The following is a 25,861-nucleotide window of genomic DNA, read 5'->3' on the forward strand; positions in this document are numbered from 1 at the left end:
TCATGCGCCTTTCGGCACAACCAGAACAAGGCCCGCCCGCCCATGCCCGTCCGCTTCGTCCGTCCGCTGCTCTGTTCCGCCAGCTTTCTGCTGACCCCCTTGGCGTCTGCCCTGGAGGCTCCTGGCGCCCCCGGTGCCACGCCCTTCTGGTCCTATTCCGGCAAGACCGGCATCGGCACCAGCTACGAGGCCTATCGCGACGGCGCCTACAGCGACCAGGCCAGCACCGGGCGCGTCTCGCGGGTGTGGTTCTCCCTGGCCCAGGGCGTGGTCACCGAAACCATGCAGGGGCTCATCCACGAGGCGCAGCTGCGCGAGATTCAACTGGTGATCCGCGGCCCCGACTTCACCCACCTGGAGCGCGACGACACCGACAGCCGCATCGAATACCTGGCCACCGATGCCGCCGGCCGGCCCACCTCCCTGGCCTACCGGATCGTCAATCGCGACCGCCAGGGCCGCTACGAGATCGAGAAGCACGTCTTCACCGACCCGGACCAGGACACCCTGGTCATGCGCGTCATCTTTCGCAGCCAGGACCCGCGCATCCAGCCCTATCTCTATGTCGATCCGGCGCTGGCCAACAGCGGCAGCCACGACCGTGCGGCGGTGAAGGGCGCGGTGCTCTACGCCAGCGAAGGCGAGCACGCCCTGGTGGTGAAGGCCAGCCAGCCCCTGCAGACGCCCACCGTGGGCTTCGTCGGCGCCTCCGACGGCCTCGACGACCTGCGTCGCAACGGCAAGCTGACCCAACTCTACGGCAGCACCGGCGACCAGGCCGGCAATGTCGCCATGCTGGCCAAGCTGCCGCTCAAGGGTGCCGAGACCACCCTGGACGTGGTGGTGGGCTTCGGCGCCAATCCGCGCCAGGCCGAGGCGGCGGCGGATGCCACCCTGGCCCGCGGCTATCGGAAGGTGCTGGCCCACTACAACGGCGAGGACGACGCCATCGGCTGGCAGGACTACCTGGCCAGCCTCGACCAGCTGCCGCGCCTGCAGGCCCAGGCCGGCGACGGCGGCAAGCTGGTCAACGTCAGCGCCCTGGTGCTCAAGGCCCAGGAGGACAAGACCCACGCCGGCGCCCTGATCGCCTCGCTGTCCAATCCCTGGGGCGAGACGGTGCCGGCGGCCAAGGGCACCACCGGCTACAAGGCGGTCTGGCCGCGGGACTTCTACCAGTGCGCCATGGCGCTGCTGGCGCTGGGCGATCGGCAGACGCCCAAGGTCGCTTTCAGCTACCTCAAGCAGGTGCAGGTGGACGCCAACACCGCGCACAAGCCGGCCGACAGCTCGGCCTTCATCCATCAGCAGAAACAGGGCGACGAGGTGCGGGCACCGGGCGCCACCGGCTGGTTCCTGCAGAAGACCCACGTCGACGGCACCATCGAGTGGGTCGGCGTGCAATTGGACCAGACCGCCATGCCGATCATGCTCGGCTATCGCCTCTGGCAGGGCGGCCTGCTGGGCGACGCTGACATCGACCGCTGGTACCGCGACATGCTCAGGCCCGCGGCGGACTTCCTCGCCCGCTACAGCCAGGTCAACCTGGGCTGGAACACCTGGCAGGTCAAGCCGCCGCAGACCCAGCAGGAGCGCTGGGAAGAGCAGTGGGGCTATTCGCCGTCCACCACCGCGGCGGTGATCGCCGGTCTCGCCACCGCCAGCGAACTGGCGCGCCATGCCGGCGACGAAGCCAATGCCAGCCGTTACCGCGAGACCGCCCGGCGCTATTCCGGCCAGGTGGAAAAGACCATGGCCACCACCCAGGGCAGCCTGGGTGCCGGCAACTACTACCTGCGCATCACCCAGAACGACGATCCCAACGACAAGGGCAAGCTGGTGGACAACAACAGCCGCCCGGGCCTGCCGGAAGACCAGGTGCTGGACGCCGGTTTCCTCGAACTGGTGCGCTATGGCGTGCGGCCGGCAGGCGATCCGCTGGTGCAGAAGAGCCTGGCGGTGCTGGACGACGAAGGCCTGCCGGAGAACCTGCGGGTCAAGTACAGCTTCCAGTACCCTGGGGTGAAGGGCACCTTCCCTGGCTGGCGGCGTTACGGCAACGACGGCTATGGCGAGAGCGAAAGCTCCGGCATCAACTTCCCGGCCACCGAGCAGCCGGCGCCCAACTCGGGGCTGCGTGGCCGGGTCTGGCCGATCTTTACCGGCGAGCGCGGCCATTACGAGCTGGCGCGCCTGGTCCTGCAGGGCAAGCCGGATGCGGCGGCGCTCACCCGTCTTCGCGATACCTACGTCCGCGGCCTGGAGCTGTTCGCCAACGCCGGCCTGATGCTGCCCGAGCAAGTCTGGGACGGCGTGGGCGACAACCGGCGCCACGGCTACACCCAGGGGCAGGGCACCGATTCGGCGACGCCGCTGGCCTGGTCCCATGCCGAGTACGTCAAGCTGTTGCGCTCCCTGGCGGACGGTGAGGTATGGGATCACTACCCGGTGGTGGCGCGGACGTTGGCGCCCTGAGATAAGCCTGGACGCTAGAGCTACCCAGGTGGCCAAAGCTGCCTTTCCGGCAGCGAGTGCAGCTGAAAAGGCAGCTTTGGCCTGCGTCGAGATCGGATCGCCTGCTCTTGATCGTGGATGCCGACGAACGGCATGCAGCCGTGAAGTTGCATGCCAGAGCAGCAGGTGACGACCAGCGAAACGTCAGACCCAAGGGAACGCCTGTAACAAGACTTGTCTGATGGACGTTCTCGCGCTTTGCTGAGGCAGCGGATCCTTCCGCTCGCCGCTTTCTCCTCTCTTTCCGGTCCCTCTGCCCTCGGTCGCGTACCGCGCGGTAGCGTGTCCGGCTGTCGCGCCTTTCCCTCGCTCGCTCCGGCGACCGCTTTGGCGGTCTGGGGGCGGGTCTTTGCCGGTTCCTGTCAAGAAGGTCACGGATATGACTGACGTCGCTCTCCCCATCGCCCTCTACCTGGGCACCCTGGTGCTGCTGGCTTTCGCCCTGCGCCGCAGCCCATTGCTCACCGAGGAGACCCTGGCGCGCTCCTCGCCGCTGGATGCCCTGCGCGGCATCCTCGCCACCGCCGTGGTCTGCCTGCATTTCGTGCTGACCTATCACCTCAAGGCCGAGGGCCAGTGGCGCGAACCCGATAGCGACCTGCTCTACAACATGGGTGTGGTACCGGTCTCGCTGTTCTTCATGATCACCGGCTACCTGTTCTTCGGAAAGGTCTATCGCCGCACGCCGGACTGGGGCGAGCTGCTGAGATCGCGGGTGCTGCGGGTGATGCCGCTGTATCTCTGCGTAGTGGCCGTGGTAGTGCTCTTCACCCTGATCCGCACCCACTTCGTCATCGCCGACGGCCAGCGCTTCATGCTCGAACTGCTCAGCTGGGAGCTGTTTTCCGGCTTCAGTCTCAACGGCCTGGAGGAGAGCGGCTGGATGACCGCCGGCGCCCACTGGACGCTGCGCTACGAGGCGCTGTTCTATCTGGCCCTGCCGATCATCGCCGCGCTGTTCAATCGCCGTGGCTTCGGGCTGCCGCTGCTGGTCTCGGCGCTGCTGGTGGGCGGCCTGGTCGCCGCCGGCTATCACTATCACGTGCTGGGCGCGCGCTTCGGCCTGCTGTTCCTGCTGGGTTTCCTGCCGGTGTTCGTCAAGGTCCATCGGCCGGCGCTGCTGGCCTGGCTGCGCACGCCCCTGGTGGCCGTGCTGTCGCTGGCGCTGGTGGCTTACGCCATGACCCAGCCGGACTACAACCTCAAGCAGATGCTGGCGCTGGCGTTGCCCTTCGCCGCCATGGCCGCCGGCAACGACCTCTTCGGCCTCCTGCGCAGTCGCGGTCTCAAGGTGCTGGGCGAGATCAGCTACAGCCTCTATCTCACCCACGGCCTGCTGCTCTACGGACTCTTCACCCTGCTCGATCTGGGTTCGGTCGAGGTCCTGGGCACGGTCGGCTTCATGGCGCTGCTGCCGCCGGTGCTGGTGCTCGCCTGCCTGCTGTCGATGCTCAGCTACCGCTGGATCGAGCGTCCGCTGATGCACCTGGGCAGGGCGCCACGGCGTCAGCAAGTGCCGGCGTAAGCGCCGGCGCTGCCCCGGGATGCTCCAGCAGAAAGGCCAGTGCCTGGGCGCAGGAGACTTCCACCTTGAGCGAGAGCAGGTCGTCCGCGCGGGTCCGGCCATAGCCCAGGGCGGCGATGGGCAGACCGGCGCGGGCTGCGGCCTGGGCGAAGCGAAAGCCCGAATAGACCATCAGCGACGAGCCCACCACCAGCAGCGCATCGGCGCGGCCCAGGTGGGCGAAGGCGCGCTCCACCCGTGCACCGGGCACGTGTTCGCCAAAGAACACCACGTCCGGCTTGAGCAGGGCGCCGCAGCGCGGGCAGTCCGGCACGCGGAAGCTCATGAAATCCACGCCTTCCAGATCGGCGTCGCCATCCGGCGCGGTAGCCGCGTCCAAGTGCAGCCAGTCGCCATTGAGTTCGCCCAGCCACTGCTGGAATTCCTGGCGTGGCAGGCGCAGCTCGCAACCCAGGCAGCGGATCTGGTCTAGGCGCCCGTGCAGGTCGATCACCGCCTCGCTGCCGGCGGCCTGGTGCAGCCGATCGACGTTCTGGGTCAGCAGCATCTCCACCTGGCCGCGCCGCTCCAGGGCCGCCAGGGCCTGGTGGGTGGCGTTGGGCCGTGCCTGGCAGAAGCGCGGCCAGCCGATCAGGCTGCGTGCCCAGTACCGGCGGCGCAAGAGCTCGTCACCGACGAAGGCCTGCAGGGTGACCGGTTGCGGGCGCTTCCAGGCGCCGTCGCGGTCGCGGTAGTCGGGAATGCCGGAATCGGTGCTGCAACCGGCACCGGTGAGCAGGAAGATCCGCTCGTGCCGGGCGATGAAGGACTGGAGTTCGGGCAGGGACATCGTGCACCTGGGGTTGCGGGCGATATCCCCAGCTTGGAAAGGGTTATGCCGGGAGGCAAGCCGCAGCTGACGAACGTCCTGTCCGTCGCGCGGCATCCACTTTCTCAGAAGCTGTTGACGATCTCGCGGGCTGGAGACAAACCAGGCGAAAAGGCCTGCGGAAGCGGATCGGACTCGGGCCCGAGTTTACGAGTGGTAAATGAGCATTCCGACGGGGCTGGCCTTCCAGGCATTTTCAACGCAGTTTGGCCGACGCGCAGCAGATCGTGGATAGCTTCTTAGTACACCGGCACGTAGATGTAGATCTGCGAATCCTGGGCATCCACCCCGGTGAAGGCCTCGGTGTAGTGCTCGAAACAGGCGCCCGGACGGGCTTGCAGGCCGCGCGCCGGCAGCAGCTCGGCGAACAGCCGGCCCAGGCTCTTGGCCACGCTGGGCGCGGTGCCCAGGTGCACGTAGCGGGCGTAGCGGCCTTCCGGCAGTTCCTGGCGCACCATGCCGGTGGGCAGCGGGGCGCCCGGTGCCGTGGCCACCGCGGCCAGGTAGTGCATGGCGCCGGCCTGACGCCAGCTCAGGCCATACCATTCGGCGTCGCCTTCGCGGCCGGTGATTTCCCCGGCGCGGTCGGCGAAGCGCCGCCAGAGGGCGGCGATGTCTTCGCCCAGGCCAGGCTCGAACAGCAGACCGGTCACTTCCAGGGCGGGATGGTCGACGATTTCCAGCGACATGGGACAGACTCTCTCGAAGATGCGATGAAGGCCGCCACCTTACTCCAGCGGCGCGCGGCGGTCAGCCGGGGCGGCCATCGGACGAAAGGTCGCAGCCGCCGCCAACGCCTGCCGCAGACCCTGCGAAGCCTTCCAGCCGCTTCGCTAAAACACTGATTTTGAATGAATATTCAACGAAGAAAGGCGACGCTTCGCTCGAACTGCCACGCCCAGGTCAGGACGAAGTCCTACCGTGATGTGCCTGGAGTTACCCACGAAATGTCGATCAAGGTATCGCGCCGCAACTTTCTCAAACTCAGTACGGCGGGGGTCGCCACCTCGAGCATGGCCTTGCTCGGCTTCGCCCCGGAACCGGCACTGGCGTCCATCCGCTACTACAAGCTCGCCGCCGCCAAGGTGACGCGCAACACCTGCACCTACTGCTCGGTGGGTTGCGGCATGCTGCTCTACAGCCGGGGCGATGGCGGCATCAACACCGTCAGCGACATCTACCACGTCGAAGGCGATCCGGATCATCCGGTCAGTCGCGGTTCCCTCTGCCCCAAGGGCGCCGGGGTGCTGGACTTCATCAAGAGCGAATCGCGCCTCTCCCATCCCGAGGTGCGCGAGCCGGGCAGCAACGAGTGGAAGCGCATCAGCTGGAACGAGGCGCTGGACCGCATCGCCCGCTACATGAAGGAGGACAGGGACAAGAACTTCGTCACCCATGACGCCGATGGCCATCTGGTCAATCACTGGATCACCACCGGCTTCCTGGCGGCGTCGGCCTGTTCCAACGAGACCGCGTACCTCACCCAGAAGGTGATTCGCAGCCTCGGCATGCTGGCGATCGACAACCAGGCGCGCGTGTGACACGGACCGACGGTGGCAGGTCTTGCCCCTTCGTTCGGCCGCGGTGCCATGACCAATCACTGGGTCGACATCCGCAACGCCAATCTCATCCTGTCCATGGGCGGCAACTCGGCCGAGGCGCACCCGGTGGGTTTTCGCTGGATGGTGGAGGCCAAGGAAAAGAACAACGCCAAGCTGATCACCATAGATCCGCGCTTCACCCGGACCTCGGCGGTGGCGGACTACCACGCCTATATCCGCACCGGAACCGACATCGTCTACCTGGGCGGGCTGATCAACTTCCTGCTCACCACGGACCAGATCCAGCATGAGTACGTAAGGGCCTACACCGACGTCGCCCTCATCGTGAAGGAAGACTTCGGCTTCCACGACGGCCTCTTTTCCGGCTTTGGCGAGGACAAGCGCCGCGCCTACGAAAAATCCAGCTGGAGCTACGAGTTCGACGAGCGGGGCATGGTGAAGGAAGACCCGACCCTGCAGCACCCGCGCTGCGTCTACCAGCTGATGAAGGCGCACTACAGCCGCTACACCATCGACCTGGTGGAGCGCGTCTGCGGCATGCCGCGCGAGCAGATCCAGACCACCTGGGACATGATCGCCGAGACGGCGCGCCCCGAGCGCACCATGAGCATCCTCTATGCCCTGGGCTGGACCCAGCATTCCGTCGGCGCCCAGATCATCCGTACCGCCTCCATGGTGCAGCTGCTGCTGGGCAACATCGGCATGCTCGGTGGCGGGGTCAACGCCCTGCGCGGTCACTCCAACATCCAGGGGCTGACCGACCTGGGCCTGCTGTCCAACCAGCTGCCGGGCTATCTCTACCTGGCCTCCCACGAGGAACAGGAATACCGCGACTACATCAAGCGCCGCGCCAAGCAGCCCCTGCGCGAGGGCGAGGTCTCCTACTGGAAGTACTACGAGCGCTTCCACGTCAGCCTGATGAAGGCCTGGTTCTCCGAGGCGGCGACCAAGGACAACGACTGGTGCTACGACTGGCTGCCCAAGCTCAGCGAGCCGCTCTACGACGTCCTGCACACCTTCGAGCGCATGCACCACGGCGAGATCACCGGCTATTTCTGCCAGGGCTTCAACCCGCTGGCCTCCTTTCCGGACAAGAACAAGGTCAGCCAGGCGCTCGGCAAGCTCAAGTACCTGGTGGTGATGGATCCGCTGGCCATCGAGACCGCCGAGTTCTGGCAGAACCACGGCGAACTCAATGACGTGGACCCGAGCCAGATCCAGACCGAGGTGTTCCGCCTGCCCACCACCTGCTTCGCCGAGGAGAACGGCGCCATCGTCAACAGCTCGCGCTGGCTGCAGTGGCACTGGCGCGCCGCGCCGCCGCCGGGCGAGTCGCGGCCGGACGTGGCCATCCTCGCCGGGCTGTTCCATCGCCTGCAGGGGATGTATCGCGACGAGGGCGGCGCCTTCCCCGATCCCATCCTCAACCTCACCTGGCCCTACAGCAATCCGGAGGAGCCCAATCCCGAGGACATCGCCCAGGAATACAACGGTCGCGCCCTGGCCGACCTGCCCGGGCCGAACGGGACCATTTCCCACAAGCGTGGCGAACTGCTCGACGACTTCGGCTTCCTGGCCGACGACGGCAGCACCACCTGCGGCTGCTGGATCTATTCGGGCTCCTACAACCGCCAGGGCAACAACATGGACCGGCGCGACAACGCCGATCCCTACAACATCGGCATGACCCTGGGCTGGGCCTGGGCCTGGCCGCTCAATCGCCGCATCCTTTACAACCGCGCCGGCGCCCGGCCCGACGGGACCTCCTGGGCACCGGAAAAGCGGCTGATCTGGTGGAACGGCGAACGCTGGGCCGGGGCCGACATCCCCGACTTCCCCTGGACCTCGCCGCCTTCGGCCAAGGCCGGGCCCTTCATCCTCAACCAGGAGGGCGTCGCGCACTTCTTCGGCGGCAGCCTGCTGGCCGAGGGGCCCTTCCCGGAGCACTACGAGCCCTTCGAATCGCCGCTGGATCACAATCCGCTGCACCCGGACAACCCACGGGCCAAGAACAACCCGGCGGCGCGGATCTTCCCGGGCGACCGGGCCCGGCTGGGCACCCGCGAGGAATTCCCCTATGCGGCCACCACCTACCGCCTGACCGAGCACTTCCACTTCTGGACCACCCATGCGCGGCTCAACGCCATCGCCCAGCCGGAGAAGTTCGTCGAGATCGGCGAGGACCTGGCGAGCGAACTCGGCATCAAGGCCGGCGACTGGGTCAAGGTCAGCTCCAAGCGCGGCTACATCAAGGCGGTGGCGGTGGTGACCAAGCGCATGCACGGGCTGCAGGTGGAAGGGCGCACCGTGCACCACATCGGCATCCCCATCCACTGGGGCTTCAAGGGCGTCACCCGCCCCGGATTCCTCACCAACACCCTGACCCCCTTCGTGGGCGACGCCAACACCCAGACACCGGAATTCAAGTCGTTCCTGGTGAACGTGGAAAAGGTCTGAGGGAGGTTCTATGAGAGGCGATCAAGTCAACTTCCAGAACATCGTCGCGCGTTCGGCCACCTCCGAAGCGTCGCCCCACACCCGCATCGGCGGGGTGGAGGCGGTGGCCAAGCTGATCGACGTGTCGCGCTGCATCGGCTGCAAGGCCTGCCAGGTGGCCTGCTCGGAATGGAACGACCTGCGCGACGAGGTCGGTCACTGCAACGGCACCTACAACAACCCGCCGGACCTCACCCCGGAGACCTTCCAGGTGATGAGATTCGACGAATACGTCAACGAGAAGGGCAACCTGGAGTGGCTGATCCGCAAGGACAACTGCATGCATTGCGCCGACCCGGGCTGCCTCAAGGCCTGCCCGGCGCCGGGGGCCATCGTGCAGTACGCCAACGGCATCGTCGACTTCAATTCCGAGCACTGCATCGGCTGCGGCTATTGCGTCTCGGGCTGCCCCTTCGACGTGCCGCGCATCTCCAAGAAGGACCAGAAGGCCTACAAGTGCACCCTTTGCTCCGACCGGGTCTACCACGGCCTGGAGCCGGCCTGCGTCAAGTCCTGCCCAACCGGGGCGATCATGTTCGGTACCAAGGAGGACATGACCGAGCACGCCCAGATGCGTGTCGGCCAGCTCAATGATCGCGGTTTTCCCGGTGCCGGTATCTACGACCCGGCCGGGGTGGGCGGCACCCATGTGATGTACGTGCTGCAGCATGCCGACAAGCCGGAACTCTACACCCACCTGCCGGCCAATCCGCAGATCAGCCCCATGGTCAGCCTGTGGAAGGGCGTGACCAAGCCGATCATGTCGGCGCTGCTGGGCGTCACCGCCATCGCCGGCATCGCCCACTACCTGACCAAGGGGCCCAAGGAAGAACCCGAGGAATCCCCGGACGAGGCAGAGCGCCAGGCCGCGCGCGAGGAGGATCGGCCATGACCACGCCATCGGACAACAAGCACGGCATCCTGCGCTACACCACCTTCAGCCGGCTGAACCACTGGTTCATCGCCTTCACCTTCGTCTGCCTGACCCTGAGCGGCCTGGCCTTCTTTCACCCATTCTTCTTCGACCTCACGGCGCTGTTCGGCGGGCCGACCATGACGCGCATCCTGCACCCCTTCATCGGGGTGGCCATGAGCCTGGGCTTCGTGGTCATGGCGGTGCGCTTCTTCAAGGTCAACCTGTTCAAGCGCCACGACGTGGCCTGGGTGCGGCGCATCGGCGATGTCCTCGCCAACCGCGACGAGTTGGCGCCGCCCATCGGCGCCAACAACCCCGGGCAGAAGCTGGTGTACTGGGTGATGTTGCTGTCGGTGCCGGCGCTGCTGCTCAGCGGCTTCTTCATCTGGCGGCCATATTTCGCCGACATCCTGCCGCGCGGCTGGCTGCGCTTTTCCAGCCTGGTGCACGCCTATGTCGCCTTCATCGCCATCGTCACCCTGATCATCCATGTCTACTCGGCGATCTGGGTGAAGGGCTCCTTCCGCGCCATGACCCAGGGCCGCGTCAGCCGCGCCTGGGCCAAGCACCATCATCGGCTGTGGTACGACGAGATCGTCGAACAGGAGCGCCGCGCAGGTGGCGAGCGGGGCGAGCGCCCCCTGGATGAACACCGCATGCCCGACAAGGGGACTCCCTGATGCATCAGTACGGCACCTCGCCCACCGGCATCCTCAATCCGCCGCCGGTGGTCCTGCCCGATCGCCAGCTGTTCGCCCGCCGCGCGCGGCGTTTGCGCGAACTGGCCGAACGCAGCGCCGTGCTGGGCGACTTCCTCGGCTTCATGGCCCTGCTGGTCCAGGCGCAGGAGGCCGTCCTGCAGGAACGTCAGCCCCGCTGGCAACCGGCGCCGGATGCCTTCGACCTGGCTTTGGAGCACGGCATGCCGCCGCTGCAGGGCCAGGCCCTGCTGCGGGATCTGGACTGGCAGGGCGATCTGGAGTCGCTGCTGGCCAACCTGGAGTTGCGCATCGGCGTACGTCAGCGGCCGGTGCTCGAACAGCTGGCTGCCTTGCCGGCCGCCGCGCGCCAGCAGCTCGCCGAGCAGCTGCTGGCCCAGGAGCCTGGCGCCCCGGAGGTCCGGGCGCTGCTACCGCTGGTAGGCGCTGCCCTGCAGGTAGCCTGGGTGCGCCTGGCGCTGAGCCTGCCCCAGCCACCCCAGCGCCATGGCGACGCCAGCCGGGTGCTGTGCCCGACCTGCGCCGCGCCGCCGCTGGCCAGCATCGTCCACGCCGACCGCGATCGTGACAACGTGCGCTACTTGCACTGCAGTCTCTGCGCCACCGAATGGCACCTGGAGCGCAGCAAGTGCAGCTGCTGCAACACCAGTGCCCAGGTGCGCTACCTGGCCCTGGAGGACGACGCCGGCAAGACGCCCCTGGCCGCCCAGGCCGAGACCTGCGACAGCTGCGACAGCTACCTCAAGCTGGTCAGCAAGAGCTTCAACCTGGGCGCCGATCCCCTGGCCGACGACCTCGCCAGCCTGCCGCTGGACTTCGCCCTGGCGGAAGAGGGACGCTATGCCCGCAGCGGCTTCAATCCGCTGTTCATCGCGGGGGAGTAGGGCGCCAGATCCGCTTTACGGGTCTGGGCGGAGTGCCTGGTGCAGCGCCAGGCCCGCCAGGCGTGCGCTGGCCAGCAGGCGTTCCAGGCTCTGACCATGCCGCGCGCTGGCGGAGAGCCCGGCCATGGTGGTGACGACGAAATCGGCCAGCTCCTGCGCCTGCTGTGGCTGGCGTATGGCGATGTGGGCGTGGATGAGTGCCTGGGCCGCCTGGTGGTAACCGTCCGCCGCGGCGCGGGCCTGGGGATCGTCGCAATGGGTACCTTCCAGCACCAGGCAACCGGCGGCCCGCGGATCGGCCGCGTAGTTGCGCGCCGCCGCTTCCAGGACCTGGGTCAGGGCCATGGCCAGTGGCTGGTCGGTCTCCAGGATCTGCCGCAGCAGCAGGGCACCGTTCGAGACATAGCGCTCCAGCACCTTGCGGTACAACTCGACCTTGCTGCCGAAAGCCGCATAGAAGCTGGGTGGCTTGATCCCGAGTGCCTGGGTCAGGTCGGCGACGCTCACCCCGTCGTAGCCCTTTTCATGGAACAGGCGCTGCGTCTGGACCACTGCCGCGTCCGGATCGAAGCGGCGCGGGCGGCCACGGGTACCAGGTTTATTTGTAGTGTTCATTACAAAAATACTTTGACAGGGACCGAGTGAGGTTTATTGTAGCACTCACTACATTAATCAGGAGGCTGACTCATGAGCAATTTCGCAGGCAAGCAGGTGTTGGTGCTGGGTGGCAGTCGCGGCATAGGCGCCGCCATCGTGCGGCGCTTCGCCGCCGAAGGCGCCCGGGTGACCTTTACCTATGCCAGTTCCAGGGACGCCGCCCAGGCCCTGGCCGCGGAAACCGGTAGCACCGCCGACATGACCGACAGCGCCGACCGCGACGCGGTGATCGCCCGGGTGCGCGCCAGTGGTCCGCTGGACGTGCTGGTGGTGAATTCCGGCGTGGCGCTGTTCGGCGATGCCCTGGAACAGGATCCGGACGCCGTCGATCGCCTGTTCAGCATCAATGTGCAGGCGCCCTATCACGCGGCCGTGGAGGCCGCGCGGCAGATGCCGGCGGGCGGGCGGATCATCGTGATCGGCTCGGTGAACGGCGATCGCATGCCGGTCCCCGGCCTGGCCGCCTATGCCGTGAGCAAATCCGCCCTGCAGGGGCTGGCCCGCGGCCTGGCGCGAGATTTCGGACCGCGCGGCATCACCGTCAACGTGGTGCAGCCGGGCCCCATCGATACCGAGATGAATCCGGCCGATGGCCCCATGAAGGAGTTGATGCACAGCTTCCTGGCGATCAAGCGCCACGGCAGTGCCGAGGAGGTGGCCGGCATGGTCGCCTGGCTGGCTGGCCCCGAGGCCGGCTTCGTCACCGGCGCCATGCACACCATCGACGGCGCCTTCGGCGCCTGATCGCGGCACGCGCTCCTATCGCCCAAGGCTCAGGCGATAGGAGCGATAGCCGGCTGTCCGGCAGGCAAGCCTAGTGCGCCGGCCCCAATACCTCTTCGGCGATATCCAGCAGCGCCCGTAGCCTGTCCATGTGGCGCAGGTCCTGGTGATAGCCCACCCAGATATCCCTTGATGGCGGATTGCCGAAGCTCTCGATGAGCTGCAGTCCTGCCGTCGCGTCGCCGAGCGGGCGGGGCAGGACGGCAACCCCCAGTCCACGTCGGCACATCTGCGCCTGAACGGTTCGACTGGTACTGGTGAAGGCGCGTTGCGACCCTGGCAGCCGGTCGAGCAACCAGGCGACATCGGGAAAATGCGATTGCGCGCTGTTCATGAGGATCAGCCCGACCGCAGCCGTATCCTCCTGCACGGCCAGCGCCGTCTCGGCGGAGCCATAGAGGCCGTAGGGCATCCTCAGGAAACGGCGCTGCACGATATCCGGTTCGCTGAAGGGCACCAGGCGAAAGGCCACGTCCGCATCGCGTCGGGAGAGATCCAGCAGCCGGTAGCTGGCAATGACCTCGGGTACCACGGCAGGGTGCCGCCGGGTGAGGTCGGCCAGGACCGGCGCCAGAACATAGCCGGCAAACCAATCCGCCGAAGAGATTCGCAGGATTCCCTCCAGGCGCTGGTGGTTACCTGTCAGACGCCGCTCCATGGCCAGGGCCGAGGCCTCCATGGACTCGGCCAGCGCGAACACGGCATCTCCCGAATTGGTGAGGATCAGGCCCTCGCGGGTGCGCCTTAGCAGCGCCTGTCCGGCTTCATCCTCGAGCGTCTTGATCCGTCGACCTACCGTTGGGTGGCTGATGCCCAAGGCTCGCGCGGCCGCGCCATAGGATCCGCCTCGGGCGACCGCCAGAAAGATCCGTACATCGCTCCATTCCATGGCGAACCTACGTTCAAAAATGAACATTCAATATGCAGGAAAGGTAGTCCCCAAACAATATCGTAGGGGCGACCATGGCGGCTCACATCGACGTAGATCCGTTGGCTTCAGCCAGGGATGTTCGAACTGGCTCTGTGTAGGTGAACAGATATGAGCAGGTTGCAGGATAGGGTTGCGATTGTAACGGGTGCCTCCAAAGGCATCGGCGCGGGTATTGCCCGGCAATTGGCGGCGGACGGCGCCAAGGTCGTCATCAGCTATGCGTCCAGCAAGGACGGGGCGGACGCCGTCTTGGCGGACATCGAGACTGCAGGGGGTATGGCCATCGCGCTACGTGCCGACGTCCGCCAGCGGGCCGATATGGAGGCCTTGGTGAAGGCGGCCCTCGAACACTTCGGTCGCCTGGATATCCTGGTGAACAATTCCGGCGTCTATCAATTCGCCAGGATCGAAGACACCACGGTAGACCTGTATCGGCTGCAATTCGACATCAATGTGCTCGGGCCCTTGCAGCTCATAGGCGCCGCCAGTCCCTATCTGGGCGCCGGCAGCAGCATCATCAACATCAGCTCGAATGTCACCAGCGTCCTACCGGCGGAAAGCGCCGTCTACAGCGGCACCAAGGGCGCGCTCGATGCGATCACGGGGGTGCTCGCCCGCGAGCTGGGCCCTCGTGGTATCCGCGTGAATGCCGTCAATCCCGGCCTCATCGAAACCGAGGGCACCCAGACCGCCGGCGCCCTGGGCGCGGAATTTCAGGCCTGGAACGAGGCCCGCACCCCACTCGGTCGTATCGGCCAGGTACGGGATATCGCCCCCATCGTCGCCTTTCTGGCGTCCGACGCTGCCGGCTGGGTGACCGGCGAATTCATCTTCGGCTCCGGCGGCATGCGCTAGACCAGGCGGTTGCCTTCGCCGCGCCTACAGCGGTCGGCAAGCCACGCGCCGCTCGCTGTCGCTATGACCGCCCGCGGGCACGCTCCTGCCGGCTGTTGTCTCGCTTTTCGAGAAATCGCTGCATCCACCTGCCGCGGGCCGGCAACGCCTGCGCGGATCAGGATGCAGCCCGATTAAAGGTAAAGTCCATGAACTCATCCCTTCCCATGGCCCAGCCCGACAGCCGTCGCTGGTTCGCGCTGGGCGTGCTGCTGGTCGGTACGCTACTGCCACCGCTCGACTTCTTCATCGTCAATGTGGCGCTGCCGGTGATCCGTCGTGACTTCGCTACCTCCTCGGATCTGGCCCAGCTGGTGGTGTCTGTCTATGCGACGGCTTATGCGGTCACCCTGATCCTGGGCGGTCGTCTGGGTGACATGTTCGGCCGCAAGCGCGTCTATCTGGGCGGCATGCTGGGCTTCGGTATCGCCTCCGCGCTATGCGGGGTCGCGCCAACGCCAGCCATGCTGATTGCCGGGCGGCTGCTGCAGGGCGTAGCGGCTGCCATCATGGCGCCACAGTCCATGGCCCTGATCCACGCGACCTTTCCCGCGGAAGAGAAGAATCGGGCGCTCGGCCTGTACGGCGCGACCTTCGGACTCGCCGCTGTGCTGGGCCAGGTCTTGAGTGGGGTGCTGATAGAGGCCAATCCCTTCGGATTGGGCTGGCGCAGCATCTTCCTCATCAATCTTCCGGTCGTTCTCTGCGCCCTGCCGGCCGCGCTGGTCGTGCTGCGCGAGAGCCGGGCCACGCAACCGGGCCGGCTGGACGTCATCGGTGCCGGCCTGCTCGCGGCTGGGCTGTTGGCGCTGGTCGTACCCCTGGTCGAGGGACCACGACTGCATTGGCCCTGGTGGTCGCTGCCCCTGCTCATCGTCAGTGGCGGGTTGCTGATCACCTTCTGGCGCTACGAACAACGCAAGGAAGCGGCCGGCGAGACGCCCCTGGTTCTGCCTTCCTTGCTCACCGCCTCCCGGCTCAGACGCAGCCTCCTGGCGACCTTTCTGTTCTATGCCCTGGCGCCTTTCTTTCTCGTCTTCGCCGTCTACCAGCAGGCCGGTCTGGGTCACGGAGCCCTGGCGGCGGGGTGGGCGATCCTGCCCCTGGGGATCGGATTCCTCTGCGGGCCCCTGTGCAGTCCGCATCTTGCCCAACGGTTGGGCGCACGCACCGCCGCCTTTGGCATGGCCCTGGAGGTCATGGGCCTGTTGTTGGCGGCCGCGCTGGCGGGCTGGCCCACCTGGCTGCCGGTGCCGCTGCTGTTGATCGGCCTGGGGCAGGGCATAGCGCTTCCGGCCCTGGTGAGAGTGAACGCGGATCAGGTGGCACCGAGCCTGGCCGGACTCGCCGCCGGCTTGATGAATGCCACCTTGCAGATCAGCGCCGCCCTGGGGGTAGCGCTCATCGGTGGCCTGTTTTTCGCCCTCGCCCCCGATGGCGCTGGCGGGAGAGAGGTGCAGGTCGCCTTTTCCGTTGCCGCCCTGACGATGGGCGGTGCCTTGGCGCTAGCGGCCGTTTTGAGCTGGCCTAGCGCCCCGACGACCGCCTCGTGCGAGGCCTGTAACGCAGAGTGAACAGCGCTTTTCAAGGCGCGAGGAGAACAGCATGAGAAAGACCTGGCTCATTACCGGCTGCTCGAGCGGTCTTGGCAGCCATATCGCCGCAACGGCCGCTGCGCGTGGCGACAGCATCGTGGCAACGGCTCGCGATCCCGCCGTACTGCGACCCTTGGCTCGGCAATTCCCGGAGAACCTGAGGGCCGTGCAGCTGGATGTCACCGACCCCGCCTCGGTGGCTGCCGCGATTGCCTTTGCAGAGCGGGAGTTCGGTGGTCTCGATGTCCTGGTGAACAACGCCGGGATAGGCTTCATTGGCGCCGTGGAGGAGGCAGAGCCCAGCGAATACCGGCCGGTGTTCGAGGTGAATGTATTCGGTCTGATCGAAACGACCCGCCTGGCATTGCCTGTCCTGCGTCGGCGCCGCGGCGGCCGTATCGTCAACCTGTCATCCGGGGCAGGGCTCTCGGGAGGACCGGGTTCCGGCTACTACAGCGCGAGCAAGTTCGCGGTCGAGGGATTTTCCGAGTCGCTGGCCAGGGAAGTGGAACCCCTCGGAATCCGCGTGACCATCGTCGAGCCCGGGCCGTTTCGCACCGATTTTCTCGGGCGCTCCATCGCCATGGCGAACCAGGTGATCCCGGCCTATGCCGACACGGCGGGGCGACGGCGTGCCTACCGGGACAGCAACGACGGCAAACAGGCGGGAGATCCGCGAAAGGCTGCCGCGGTGATAGTGCAGGCCGTCATGGCGACCGAGCCGCCCTTGCATCTGCCGCTTGGACCGGTCGCCTACGACATCGCGGAACGCAAGTCGCAGGCGCTGCGCGCTGATATGGCGGCCTGGCGCGACATCGCCCTGCAGACCGACTTCGACTGATCGATCCAGGCGGGGGCTGCGGTGCCCGTGGCCCCTAACGTTCCACCCACCTCGCGGATCATCTCGATCCCTATGCCCGACCCGCTTGAGCGGCACCCTCGTCGCCGTGGGGTGCCAGGGCCTTTCGCCTGGTGAGTGGATTATTTTCTCGGCAAGCATCCTTGCCGTTCCATGGATGAACATCGTTGGAGTGCTCCATGAGTCATACCTTCCGGGATTCGACTGCCAGCCACTGGCTGCAACGCTACTATTTCATCAGGGCCGCGGTTTCGCTGCTGTGGATCGCGCTGGCCCTCGCCATCGGCCACGAGCAGGGTTGGGCGGGGCCGCTATTGCTCGTGCTCTACCCGGCGTGGGATGCCCTGGCGAACGTTCTGGATGCCCGCCAGAGCGGCGGGCTGCGGCACAACGCTGGGCAGCGGCTCAACGCCGTCGTCAGTCTGGGCGTCGCGGTGGCGATAGGGCTGGCACTGACGTTCGGCCTAGGCGCCGCGATCGGGGTGTTCGGGGTCTGGGCCATGGCCGCTGGGCTTTTCCAGCTGGTCGTGGCGGTACGGCGCTGGCGGACATCCGCTGGCCAGTGGGCGATGACCTTGAGTGGCGCCCAGTCCGCCCTGGCGGGTGGCTTCTTCGTGAAGCAGGCGACTGAAGGAGTCCCGCTGGAGGTTTCCAGCGTGACGCCTTATGTGGCTTTCGGTGCCTGCTACTTCGTGGTCTCGGCGACTTGGCTCGCGGTAGCGAGATGGCGGAGCGCGGTCGGCAAGCAAGCCTGAGGTGGAGCGACGCCCCTGTGGGCGCCGCTCCAGGCGGTGGCGAAGGACTCAGCCGTAGCGCTTGAACGCCTCGATGGCCAGGCCGTTGCCGATGTTGCCGAAGCGGTCGCCGTCCACCAGGCGGGCGCCGGGGAAGCGCCTGGCCAGGGCCTGGCGCAGCGCCGGAATGCCGCTGGAGCCGCCGGTGAAGAACAGGCTGTCGACCCGCGCCGGATCGAGGTCGGCGCGTGCCAGCAGGTCGTCCACGCCGCGGCTCAGGCGTTCCAGTTGCAGGGCGATGGCGGCGTCGAACAGCGGTCGCTCCAGATCCGCGGCCAGGCCGGTCTCGATGCGATCCAGGCGCAGGGTGCGGCGCCAGTCGTCGGTCAGGGCGATCTTGGCGTCTTCCACCTGGATCGCCAGCCAGTGGCCTGCGCGCTGTTCGATGAGCCTGAACAGCCGATCCAGGCAGCGGGTGTCCTGGGCGTCGTATCTCATGTCGCGCAGGGCCAGCACGCTCTTCTTGGCGTAGACGGCGTTGATGGTGTGCCAGGTCGCCAGGTTGATGTAATGGCTGGTGGGCATGGTGGCGCCGCTCTTCATGGCGCTGCCGTAGCCCAGCAGCGGCATGACCCCTTCCAGACTCAGCTGGCGGTCGAAGTCGGTACCGCCGATGTGTACGCCGCCGGTGGCGAGGATGTCGCCGGCGCGATCGGCCAGGGCACGGCGCTCCGGCGCCAGGCGCACCAGGGAGAAGTCCGAGGTACCACCGCCGATGTCGACGATCAGCACCAGTTCTTCGCGTTCGATACTGCGCTCGTAGTCGAAGGCGGCGGCGAGCGGCTCGAACTGGAAGGAGATGTCGCTGAAGCCCACCTGGCGCGCCACGGCGGCCAGGGTGTCCTCGGCTTCCTGGTCGGCGACCGGGTCGTCATCGACGAAATGCACCGGACGGCCCAGCACCACGGCGTCGAAGGGGCGATCGGCCTGTTGTTCGGCGCGCTGCTTGAGGGTGCCGAGGAACAGGCCGAGCACCTCGGTGAAGGGCAGGGCGCTGCCGAGGATGCTGGTCTCGCCCTTGAGCAGGTTGGAACCGAGCAGGCTCTTGAGCGAGCGCAGCAGACGCCCCTCGTAGCCTTCCAGGTATTCGTGCAGCGCCTGGCGGCCATAGGCCGGGCGGCGCTCTTCGGCGTTGAAGAAGATCACCGAGGGCAGGGTGGCCTTGCCTTCTTCGAGGGGCAGCAGGACCTCGCCCGAGGGCCGCAGCCAGCCGGCGGTGGAGTTGGAGGTACCGAAGTCGAGGCCCAGGGCGCGGGCGGGTAGAGCAGCAGACATGTCAGGATCCGTAACGCGAGCAGCCGCGCAGTTTAGCCGAGACGAGCCTGCAGGCGAACCCTGGCCGGATGCCAGCAGGCTTGGCCCGCGTTTCTCCGGGACCATGGCGGGTGCGGGCGAGCGGTGGCGTCAGCCCTTGCGCGAGCGGTCGCGCGGCTCTTCCAGCGCGCAGACATCATCCTGGCAGCGCCGACTGCCCTCCGGGTGGGGCAGCCAGGTCAGGCCCGGGCGCAGCTTGAGGAACAGGCGATAGCCCAGTTCCAGCAGGGGTCGCAATGGCCGCCAGGCCAGCGGCCGGGCCCAGTGGCCGAGGCCGGCGGTGCGCCAGCTCCAGTAGGTGGCGTCCAGGCCCTTGAACCAGCGGCCATCGGCATCCCGGGCGTGCAGCAGGTCGAGCATGGCCTGGCGCGGCGGGGCATCGGCCGGCGCCTGCGTGGGATAGTCCGGTGCGGCCAGGTTTACCAGCTGCAGCCGGCTGGGGTCGGCATGGCGGCGCAGCCAGGCGATCTCGCGGGCGCACAGCGGACAGGCGCCGTCGTGAAAGAGGGTCAGGGGCAGGCGAGGTACGTGCATCATGGACTTCCCAGGGGGCTTGCCTATCTGGACCGGTAGGCGGGGCTGCCGTTGCGCTTTCCGCCGAACGGTAAGCGCAACGGCGCCTCGTGGCGAGTCGGAATCAGAGGCGCCGGATCACGGCATGGTAAGCAATCTGAAAGCGAGGTCGGTATGGATCTGGGAATCAAGGGGCGCGTCGCCCTCATCACGGGTGCCAGCGGTGGCATGGGTCTGGCCACGGCGAAACTGCTGGCCGAGGAGGGCGTCAAGCTGGTGCTTTCCGACCTGGAGCAGGGCAAGCTGGAAGAGGCGGCCAAGGGCCTGCCGGGCGATACGCTGCTGATCGCCGCCGACATGACCGACCAGGCCGCGGTGGACCGACTGGTGGAGCAGGGCGAGGCCCGCTTCGGCCAGATCGACATCGTGGTGCACACCGCCGGTGTCACCGGCGCCAAGGGCGATCCCCTGGAACTGGCCGATGCCGATTACGAGGAAGCCTGGGCCACCGACTTCTTTTCCGCCGTGCGCGTCGGCCGCGCCGCCATCCCACGCATGCGCAAGCGCGGCTGGGGTCGCTTCGTCTGCATCACCTCGGAAAACGCCGTCCAGCCCTATTGGGAAGAGGCCGTCTACAACGTGGCCAAGGCCGCTCTCGCCGCCTTCATCAAGAACCTGTCGTACAAGGAAGCGGCCCACGGCGTACTGTGCAATACCGTGTCGCCGGCCTTCATCGAGACCGGCATGACCGACGGCATGATGGAAAAGCGCGCCAAGGAAAAGGGTGTCTCCTTCGAAGAAGCCATCGCAAGCTTCCTCGACGAAGAGCGGCCCGGCATCGTGCAGCAGCGCCGCGGCAAGGTGGAAGAGGTGGCCGCGGCCATCGCCCTGCTGGTGTCCGAGCGCGCCTCCTTCATCAACGGCAGCAACCTGCGCGTGGATGGCGGCTCGGTCCAGGCGGTGCAGAACTAAGAATCCATTCGCGGTCTGCTGCGCGTCGGCCAAACTGCGTTGAAAGGGGCCTGGGTCGCCAGCCCGGCCTGGGCAGCCCCGTCGCAATGCTCATTTACCGGTTGTAAACTCGAGCGCGAGTCCGATCTGCTTCCTCAGCCCTTTTCGCGGGGCCGCCTAGGCCTTGTTTGTCTCTAGCTCGCGAGACCGTGAACAGATTCTAAGACGGGCGGGGCGGCTCCTCGGCCGTCCCGTTTTCCTGCTGGCGGCGCACGGCTTCTTCCAGGGGAATGAATTCCACCTGGCGATCCTTGACCACCGGCGGCAGGGTGATGCCCATGGAGACATAGATGCTGGTGAACATGTCGATGCCCATGTCCGCCGGTTTCACCCAGTCCACCGGCACATAGAGCAGCCCGCCACCCACGGGTACCGGCGCCGAAGGCACCAGCACGGCGTGATAGTGGCGACCCTCGATATCGATCACCGCCGGATTGGGCAGCAGTGCCAGCACCGCCACGCCCTGACCACCGAAGAAGCACCACACCGGACTCATGGCGCGGATGTCCGCCCCGCCTTCCTTGCGATCGAGCAACTCGACGAAGCGCTCGGCCAGGCCATAGAGCTTGCCCACCACCGGAATGCGGCGGAAGGTCACGTCGGCGAACCAGCCCAGCGGACGGCGCAGGCCCAGCTTGACCGCCAGGCCCAGCGGATAGAGCAGCACCAAGAGCAGCAGGGTGCCGAGGCCATAGGCCGCCAGGGAATTGCCGACGAAGGGATGACCGACCGCCACGAACAGTCCACCAAGCGTGGTGTTGGGTCCGATCAGGCCATTGAGGAAACTGACGATCCAGCCGATCAGCGCCAGGGTCAGCACCAGGGGCAGGAGCAGCAGCAGACCGGCCAGCCAGGTGGAGACGATGCTTTCGATACCGCGGCGAACGAAGGGCATGCAGGGACTCGATGGCTAAAGCGCCAGTCTACGCGAGCCGGGCGATCAGCGCCCGCCAAGCGCCGGTCGGCGGGCACTTGATGGCGGCAGCGCAGGTCTTGAAGACAGTCTTCTTTCGTTCTGGAGTACCGTCATGCCTATCGAGCTTCGTCCGCTGCTCCTCGCGGCGCTGCCCCTCGCCCTGTACACCGGACTGGCCCTTTCCTCGACCGCGCAGGCGGCCACCCAGCCGGTACAGGTCCGGGATCTGCGGATCGGCGAAGGGCGGCCCAAGATCATCGTGTCCACTTCCGGCAAGACGGCGGAGCAGGTGCTCGAACAGGGCCGGACCGCCGCCGCTTCCTCGGCGGTCGACATCCTGGAGCTGCGCCTGGATCTCCTGGCCTTCGCCACGGACGCCGATCAAGTCGCCGCCCTGGGCCGCCAACTGGTGCAGGCGCTGGCCGGCAAACCCTTGCTGCTGACCTTCAGGTCCACGCGCGAGGGCGGAGCCGGCGAGCTGGACGATGCGGCCTATGCGGCGCTCTACGGCAAGCTGCTGCAGGCCGGCTTCGCCGATCTGATCGACGTGGAGATGCGCCGCGACGAACGCCGGGTCAAGGCGCTGGTGGTCGAAGCGCACAAGACCGGCGCCAAGGTGATCCTGTCCAGTCACGATTTCCAGGGCACCCCGACCAATGCCGAGATGCTCAAGCGCCTGCAGCGCCAGAAGGCCCTGGGCGCGGACATCCTCAAGCTGGCGGTGATGCCCCGCGATGGCGGCGATGTCGTGCGCCTGCTACAGGTGACCTGGACCCAGCACCAGCGCAGTACCCGACCGCTGCTGATGATGGCCATGGGCGGTACCGGCGCGGTCTCCCGCCTGGCGGGCGAGACCTTTGGCAGCGCCCTCACCTTTGGCAGTCAGGGCCAGGCGTCGGCGCCGGGCCAGATCGAGGCGGACGTTCTGCATCGGACGCTGGAGGCGCTGCACCGGTCGCGCGCTTCCTCGTCATAGCCAGCGATGGTAGAAGGCCGCTTCCTGCTCCAGGGCGTCCGCCTGGTTGGCCGCCCGGCGAAAGCCGTGGCCCTCGTCGGGATAATGCCTGACCACCACCGGTATGCCGCGTGCCTCCAGGGCCGCGGCCATGGCGTCGGTCTGGGCGGGGACCACCACGGCATCCTTGAGACCCTGCAGGAAGATCACCGGCGCCTGGATGCCATCGGCATGCAGCAGCGGGGTCCGGGCCTCGTAGCGCACGCGATCGGCTTCGGGATCGCCGATCAGCCAGTCCAGGTAGTCGGCCTCGAACTTGTGGGTGGCCTTGGCCAGCGCCAGGGGATCGCTGACGCCATAGAGACTGGCCCCCGCGCGAAAGACCTCCCGGAAGGCCAGGGCGCAGAGCACCGTATAGCCCCCCGCGCTGCCGCCGCGGATGAAGGCGCGGCTCGGATCCACCAGGCCCTGGGCGCCCAGGTGGTCGACCACCGCGCAGGCGTCCTCGACGTCCACCTCGCCCCAGCGCAGATGCAGTGCCTGGCGGTAGGCCCGGCCGTGGCCGCTGCTGCCGCGATAGTTGAGATCGGCCACGGCGAACCCCTGGCGCACCCAGAACTGGATGCGCGCATCGAACACCGGATAGGTACAGGAGGTGGGGCCGCCGTGGATGCTGACCAGCAGCGGTGGCGGACCTTCGCCGTGCCGTTCCGGCAGATAGAGAAAGCCCTGGGCCTGGCCGTCGCCGCTGGGATAGCTCAGTGGCGACGGCGTGATGATGGCGGCGTCCGCCAGGGGCGCCACGCCACCGGTGACGATCTCCACCGCGCCGGTCTGGCGGTCGATGGCCAACACCGCCGAGGGCCGGGTCGGCGATGCGGCGATGCAGTAGCAGTGACCCTCGTCCAGGGCCAGGCCACGGAAACGGCTGAACTCCGGGGCCAGGCGGCGGGCCTCGCCCTCTGCCTGGCGCTCGCCGAGCAGGCCGAAGCCCTGTTCCTGCCAGGTCGCCAGCCAGCCTTGCGCCGTTGGCAGCCAACTGGCGCCACCCAGTTGCCAGGGCGCGCCGGCATGATCCGCCGCTGGAGCCTCCTGGGGCGCGAAGCCCTCCGCGGTTTCGCACCAGGGCTGCCACCAGCCCTGGCGATCGCTCAGCGCCCAGAGCCGGTGCTCACTATCGAAGAGCGGCTGTTGCAGCGATTCGTCGGGATCGGCCGAAACGACCCTGGGTGCGCTGGGGCGTCCTTCAGCGTCCAGTACCGCGGCCAGCAGGCGAGTCCGGGTCCAGGGCTGGTGGGGCCGGTCCCATTCGATCCAGGCCAGGCGACGGCCGTCGGTGCTGGTACGCGGCGCCGCATAGAAATCCGCGCCCTCGGCAAGCACCTGACGCTCGCCGTCCGAGCTCAAGGCGACCAGGCGATGCCGCGGCGATTGTTCGCGGCGGTCTTCCTCGACCGCCAGCACCCGCTGTCGGGCACCATCCCAGTGCAGATCGCCATAGCGCCAGGCCTCACCCCCGGCCAGCCATTCGGGCGCGCCACCATCTCGCGGCTGACGATAGACCGCCTGGTCGGCTTCGTTGACGAACAGCGGTCCCTGGTCGCCCAGGCAGAGGGCGCCGCCGCCGTATTCGTAGACCTTGCTGCGCAGGCTGAACCCCGCCGGCGTGAGGCAGCGCGGTACGGCGCTGGCCTCGCGAACCCAGAGGCGGGTGGCGCCATCGGCGGGATCGTATTGGCTCCAGTAGAGGCCGCTGGCATCGACCTTGAGCTCGGCGAAGTCGATACCGGCGGCAACGGCCTGGGCCGGCGTGAGCGGGGTAGGGGCGGTCATGGCGACTCCAGAGAGGGACACAGCCGTTTAGCCTAGCAGCTGTGCGGAAAGGGTTGGGTGAGGGATGCCACGCCGTTGGGCTTCGCCGCGCTCAACCCAACCTAGGGGTACCAAGCTTTTCCCCTTCTCCCGCTGGGAGAGGGATGGGGTGAGGGAGCAGCCCGTTCGGCGCCTGTCCTAAAATAGCCCCAGCTGTTCCCCCGGCGGGGCGAACTGGCTGCAATCCAGCCCTTCGCCCTCGCGGCGCTCCAGGCCGAAGCGCCGGCGTGCCAGGCGAAAGCGCTGGGCCAGTAGCTCGGCGAACTGGCCTTCGCCCTTCATGCGGATACCGAAGCGACTGTCGTAGTTCTTCCCGCCACGCGACTGCCTGATCAGGCTCATCACATGGGCGGCGCGGTCGGGGAAGTGCGTCCGCAGCCATTCCTCGAACAGGTCGGCGATCTCCAGCGGCAGCCGCAACAGCGCATAGCCGGCCGAGCGGGCGCCGTGGTCGCGGGCCGCCTCCAGCAGGGCTTCGAGCTCATGGTCATTGATCATGGGAATCATCGGCGCCAGCAGGGCACTCACCGGCACCCCGTGCTCGTGCAGGGTGCGCATGGCGCGCAGCCGGGCCTGGGGCGCTGCGGTGCGGGGTTCGAGGATGCGCTTGAGGTCGTCGTCCAGCGTGGTGAGGCTGAAGGCGACCCGCACCAGATTGCGCTCGGCGAGCTGCACCAGGAGATCCAGGTCGCGCAGGATCAGCGCGCTCTTGGTGATGAGGGTCACCGGATGGCGATAGCGCAGCAGGATCTCCAGCGCCTGGCGGGTCAGCTGATACTGGCGCTCGATGGGTTGGTAGCCGTCGGTATTGATGCCCAGGGCGATGGGCTGCGGCTGGTAGCCCGGCTTGCTCAGCTCCGCTTCCAGCCGCTCGGCCAGGTTGGTCTTGGCGATCAGCTGGGTCTCGAAGTCGATACCGGGCGAGAGGTCCCAGTAGGCGTGGGAAGGGCGGGCGAAACAGTAGATGCAGCCATGCTCGCAGCCGCGATAGGGATTCACCGAGCGATCGAAGCCGACATCCGGTGACTGGTTGCGGCTGATCACGGTCTTGGCCGTTTCCTGGCGTACGGCGGTGGTGAAGGTCAGCGGGGTGGCTTCCTCGTACCAGCCATCGTGCTCGGCCTCGCTGCGGGCCGCGGCGAAGCGATTGTGCGGATTGCTGGCGGTGCCACGACCCCGTGGCGGGCGCTGGGGCTGGGTCATGTCGAGACCTCCGTACTGTGTTTTTGTACAGTACAAGGCCTGGGCGATCCGGGCAAGGGTACGGCGGTCGGCTGGGCGGC

At 67.2% G+C, this 25,861-nt stretch carries 22 protein-coding genes; 13 read left to right on the forward strand and 9 right to left on the reverse strand.

The features are described 5' to 3' along the window. The first annotated feature begins 42 nt into the window (after nt 1-42). Together RCF34_RS16640 and RCF34_RS16645 are read left to right on the forward strand one after the other, a co-directional pair. Nucleotides 43-2,475: a glucan 1,4-alpha-glucosidase gene (locus tag RCF34_RS16640; RefSeq protein WP_308709158.1), complete on the forward strand. Its 2,433-nt coding sequence runs from the start codon at nt 43-45 to the stop codon at nt 2,473-2,475. A 418-nt stretch (nt 2,476-2,893) separates the two neighbouring features. Continuing rightward, nucleotides 2,894-4,039, forward strand: coding sequence for an acyltransferase (locus RCF34_RS16645; protein ID WP_308709159.1), 1,146 nt, complete (start codon nt 2,894-2,896; stop codon nt 4,037-4,039). Here RCF34_RS16645 and RCF34_RS16650 read toward each other — a convergent pair. Beyond that, the gene (locus RCF34_RS16650; protein ID WP_308709160.1) at nt 3,966-4,868 is read right to left on the reverse strand and encodes an NAD-dependent protein deacetylase; all 903 of its coding nucleotides are present in this window, start codon (nt 4,866-4,868) and stop codon (nt 3,966-3,968) included. The genes RCF34_RS16645 and RCF34_RS16650 overlap by 74 nt on opposite strands. Nucleotides 4,869-5,146: 278 nt before the next feature. After that, entirely contained in the window at nt 5,147-5,596 is a 450-nt protein-coding gene (locus tag RCF34_RS16655; protein ID WP_308709161.1) for a GyrI-like domain-containing protein, read from the reverse strand. A gap of 264 nt (nt 5,597-5,860) precedes the next feature. Between RCF34_RS16655 and fdnG the strand changes: the two genes are divergently transcribed. From fdnG to fdhE, 4 genes are read left to right on the forward strand one after another with little or no spacing between them, the layout of a single operon-like run. Continuing rightward, nucleotides 5,861-8,926: a formate dehydrogenase-N subunit alpha gene (gene fdnG, locus RCF34_RS16660; RefSeq protein WP_308709499.1), complete on the forward strand. Its 3,066-nt coding sequence runs from the start codon at nt 5,861-5,863 to the stop codon at nt 8,924-8,926. Nucleotides 8,927-8,936: 10 nt separating this feature from the next. Continuing rightward, nucleotides 8,937-9,857, forward strand: coding sequence for a formate dehydrogenase subunit beta (gene fdxH / locus RCF34_RS16665; RefSeq protein ID WP_308709162.1), 921 nt, complete (start codon nt 8,937-8,939; stop codon nt 9,855-9,857). Continuing rightward, entirely contained in the window at nt 9,854-10,561 is a 708-nt protein-coding gene (locus RCF34_RS16670) for a formate dehydrogenase subunit gamma (RefSeq protein WP_308709163.1), read from the forward strand. Before fdxH ends, RCF34_RS16670 begins: the two co-directional genes overlap by 4 nt. After that, nucleotides 10,561-11,484, forward strand: a complete 924-nt coding sequence (fdhE, locus tag RCF34_RS16675; protein WP_308709164.1) for a formate dehydrogenase accessory protein FdhE — start codon at nt 10,561-10,563, stop codon at nt 11,482-11,484. Before RCF34_RS16670 ends, fdhE begins: the two co-directional genes overlap by 1 nt. A 15-nt stretch (nt 11,485-11,499) precedes the next feature. On the opposite strand, the gene RCF34_RS16680 is transcribed toward fdhE, so the two are convergent. Further along, nucleotides 11,500-12,099, reverse strand: a complete 600-nt coding sequence (locus tag RCF34_RS16680) for a TetR/AcrR family transcriptional regulator (RefSeq protein WP_308709165.1) — start codon at nt 12,097-12,099, stop codon at nt 11,500-11,502. Between the two features lie 72 nt (nt 12,100-12,171). On the opposite strand from RCF34_RS16680, the gene bdcA reads away from it, so the two are divergent. After that, nucleotides 12,172-12,885, forward strand: coding sequence for an SDR family oxidoreductase (gene bdcA, locus RCF34_RS16685; RefSeq protein WP_308709166.1), 714 nt, complete (start codon nt 12,172-12,174; stop codon nt 12,883-12,885). A 70-nt stretch (nt 12,886-12,955) separates the two neighbouring features. Here bdcA and RCF34_RS16690 read toward each other — a convergent pair whose 3' ends face one another. After that, entirely contained in the window at nt 12,956-13,840 is an 885-nt protein-coding gene (locus RCF34_RS16690; protein ID WP_308709167.1) for a LysR family transcriptional regulator, read from the reverse strand. 123 nt (nt 13,841-13,963) lie between these two features. Here RCF34_RS16690 and RCF34_RS16695 point away from each other — a divergent pair, with 123 nt between their 5' ends. The 4 genes from RCF34_RS16695 to RCF34_RS16710 all read left to right on the forward strand — a co-directional run bounded on the left by RCF34_RS16695 (nt 13,964) and on the right by RCF34_RS16710 (nt 17,958). After that, nucleotides 13,964-14,710, forward strand: coding sequence for a glucose 1-dehydrogenase (locus tag RCF34_RS16695; protein ID WP_308709168.1), 747 nt, complete (start codon nt 13,964-13,966; stop codon nt 14,708-14,710). A 188-nt stretch (nt 14,711-14,898) separates the two neighbouring features. Then, nucleotides 14,899-16,323, forward strand: a complete 1,425-nt coding sequence (locus RCF34_RS16700) for an MFS transporter (RefSeq protein WP_308709169.1) — start codon at nt 14,899-14,901, stop codon at nt 16,321-16,323. A gap of 31 nt (nt 16,324-16,354) precedes the next feature. Further along, nucleotides 16,355-17,185: an oxidoreductase gene (locus RCF34_RS16705; RefSeq protein WP_308709170.1), complete on the forward strand. Its 831-nt coding sequence runs from the start codon at nt 16,355-16,357 to the stop codon at nt 17,183-17,185. A gap of 197 nt (nt 17,186-17,382) precedes the next feature. Then, nucleotides 17,383-17,958 (forward strand): DUF308 domain-containing protein, encoded by a 576-nt coding sequence (locus RCF34_RS16710; RefSeq protein WP_308709171.1) that lies wholly within the window; start codon nt 17,383-17,385, stop codon nt 17,956-17,958. Between the two features lie 48 nt (nt 17,959-18,006). Here the strand turns inward: RCF34_RS16710 and RCF34_RS16715 are convergent, their stop codons facing one another. Both RCF34_RS16715 and RCF34_RS16720 read right to left on the reverse strand, forming a co-directional pair. Continuing rightward, nucleotides 18,007-19,272, reverse strand: coding sequence for an Hsp70 family protein (locus RCF34_RS16715; RefSeq protein WP_308709172.1), 1,266 nt, complete (start codon nt 19,270-19,272; stop codon nt 18,007-18,009). 129 nt (nt 19,273-19,401) lie between these two features. After that, entirely contained in the window at nt 19,402-19,845 is a 444-nt protein-coding gene (locus RCF34_RS16720) for a DUF393 domain-containing protein (protein WP_308709173.1), read from the reverse strand. A 153-nt stretch (nt 19,846-19,998) separates the two neighbouring features. Here RCF34_RS16720 and RCF34_RS16725 point away from each other — a divergent pair, with 153 nt between their 5' ends. Then, on the forward strand, nt 19,999-20,796 hold the full coding sequence (locus RCF34_RS16725) for an SDR family oxidoreductase (RefSeq protein WP_308709174.1): 798 nt from the start codon (nt 19,999-20,001) through the stop codon (nt 20,794-20,796). 199 nt (nt 20,797-20,995) lie between these two features. Here the strand turns inward: RCF34_RS16725 and RCF34_RS16730 are convergent, their stop codons facing one another. Then, nucleotides 20,996-21,730, reverse strand: coding sequence for a DUF502 domain-containing protein (locus RCF34_RS16730; RefSeq protein ID WP_308709175.1), 735 nt, complete (start codon nt 21,728-21,730; stop codon nt 20,996-20,998). A gap of 133 nt (nt 21,731-21,863) precedes the next feature. Between RCF34_RS16730 and aroD the strand changes: the two genes are divergently transcribed. Further along, entirely contained in the window at nt 21,864-22,727 is an 864-nt protein-coding gene (gene aroD, locus RCF34_RS16735) for a type I 3-dehydroquinate dehydratase (protein WP_308709176.1), read from the forward strand. On the opposite strand, the gene RCF34_RS16740 is transcribed toward aroD, so the two are convergent. Both RCF34_RS16740 and RCF34_RS16745 read right to left on the reverse strand, forming a co-directional pair. Further along, entirely contained in the window at nt 22,722-24,539 is a 1,818-nt protein-coding gene (locus tag RCF34_RS16740; RefSeq protein WP_308709177.1) for a S9 family peptidase, read from the reverse strand. The genes aroD and RCF34_RS16740 overlap by 6 nt on opposite strands. A 177-nt stretch (nt 24,540-24,716) precedes the next feature. Further along, nucleotides 24,717-25,781 (reverse strand): PA0069 family radical SAM protein, encoded by a 1,065-nt coding sequence (locus tag RCF34_RS16745; protein WP_308709179.1) that lies wholly within the window; start codon nt 25,779-25,781, stop codon nt 24,717-24,719. Nucleotides 25,782-25,861: the final 80 nt, after the last annotated feature.

Source organism: Pseudomonas sp. 102515, from assembly GCF_031085165.1.
Classification (GTDB): domain Bacteria; phylum Pseudomonadota; class Gammaproteobacteria; order Pseudomonadales; family Pseudomonadaceae; genus Chryseomonas.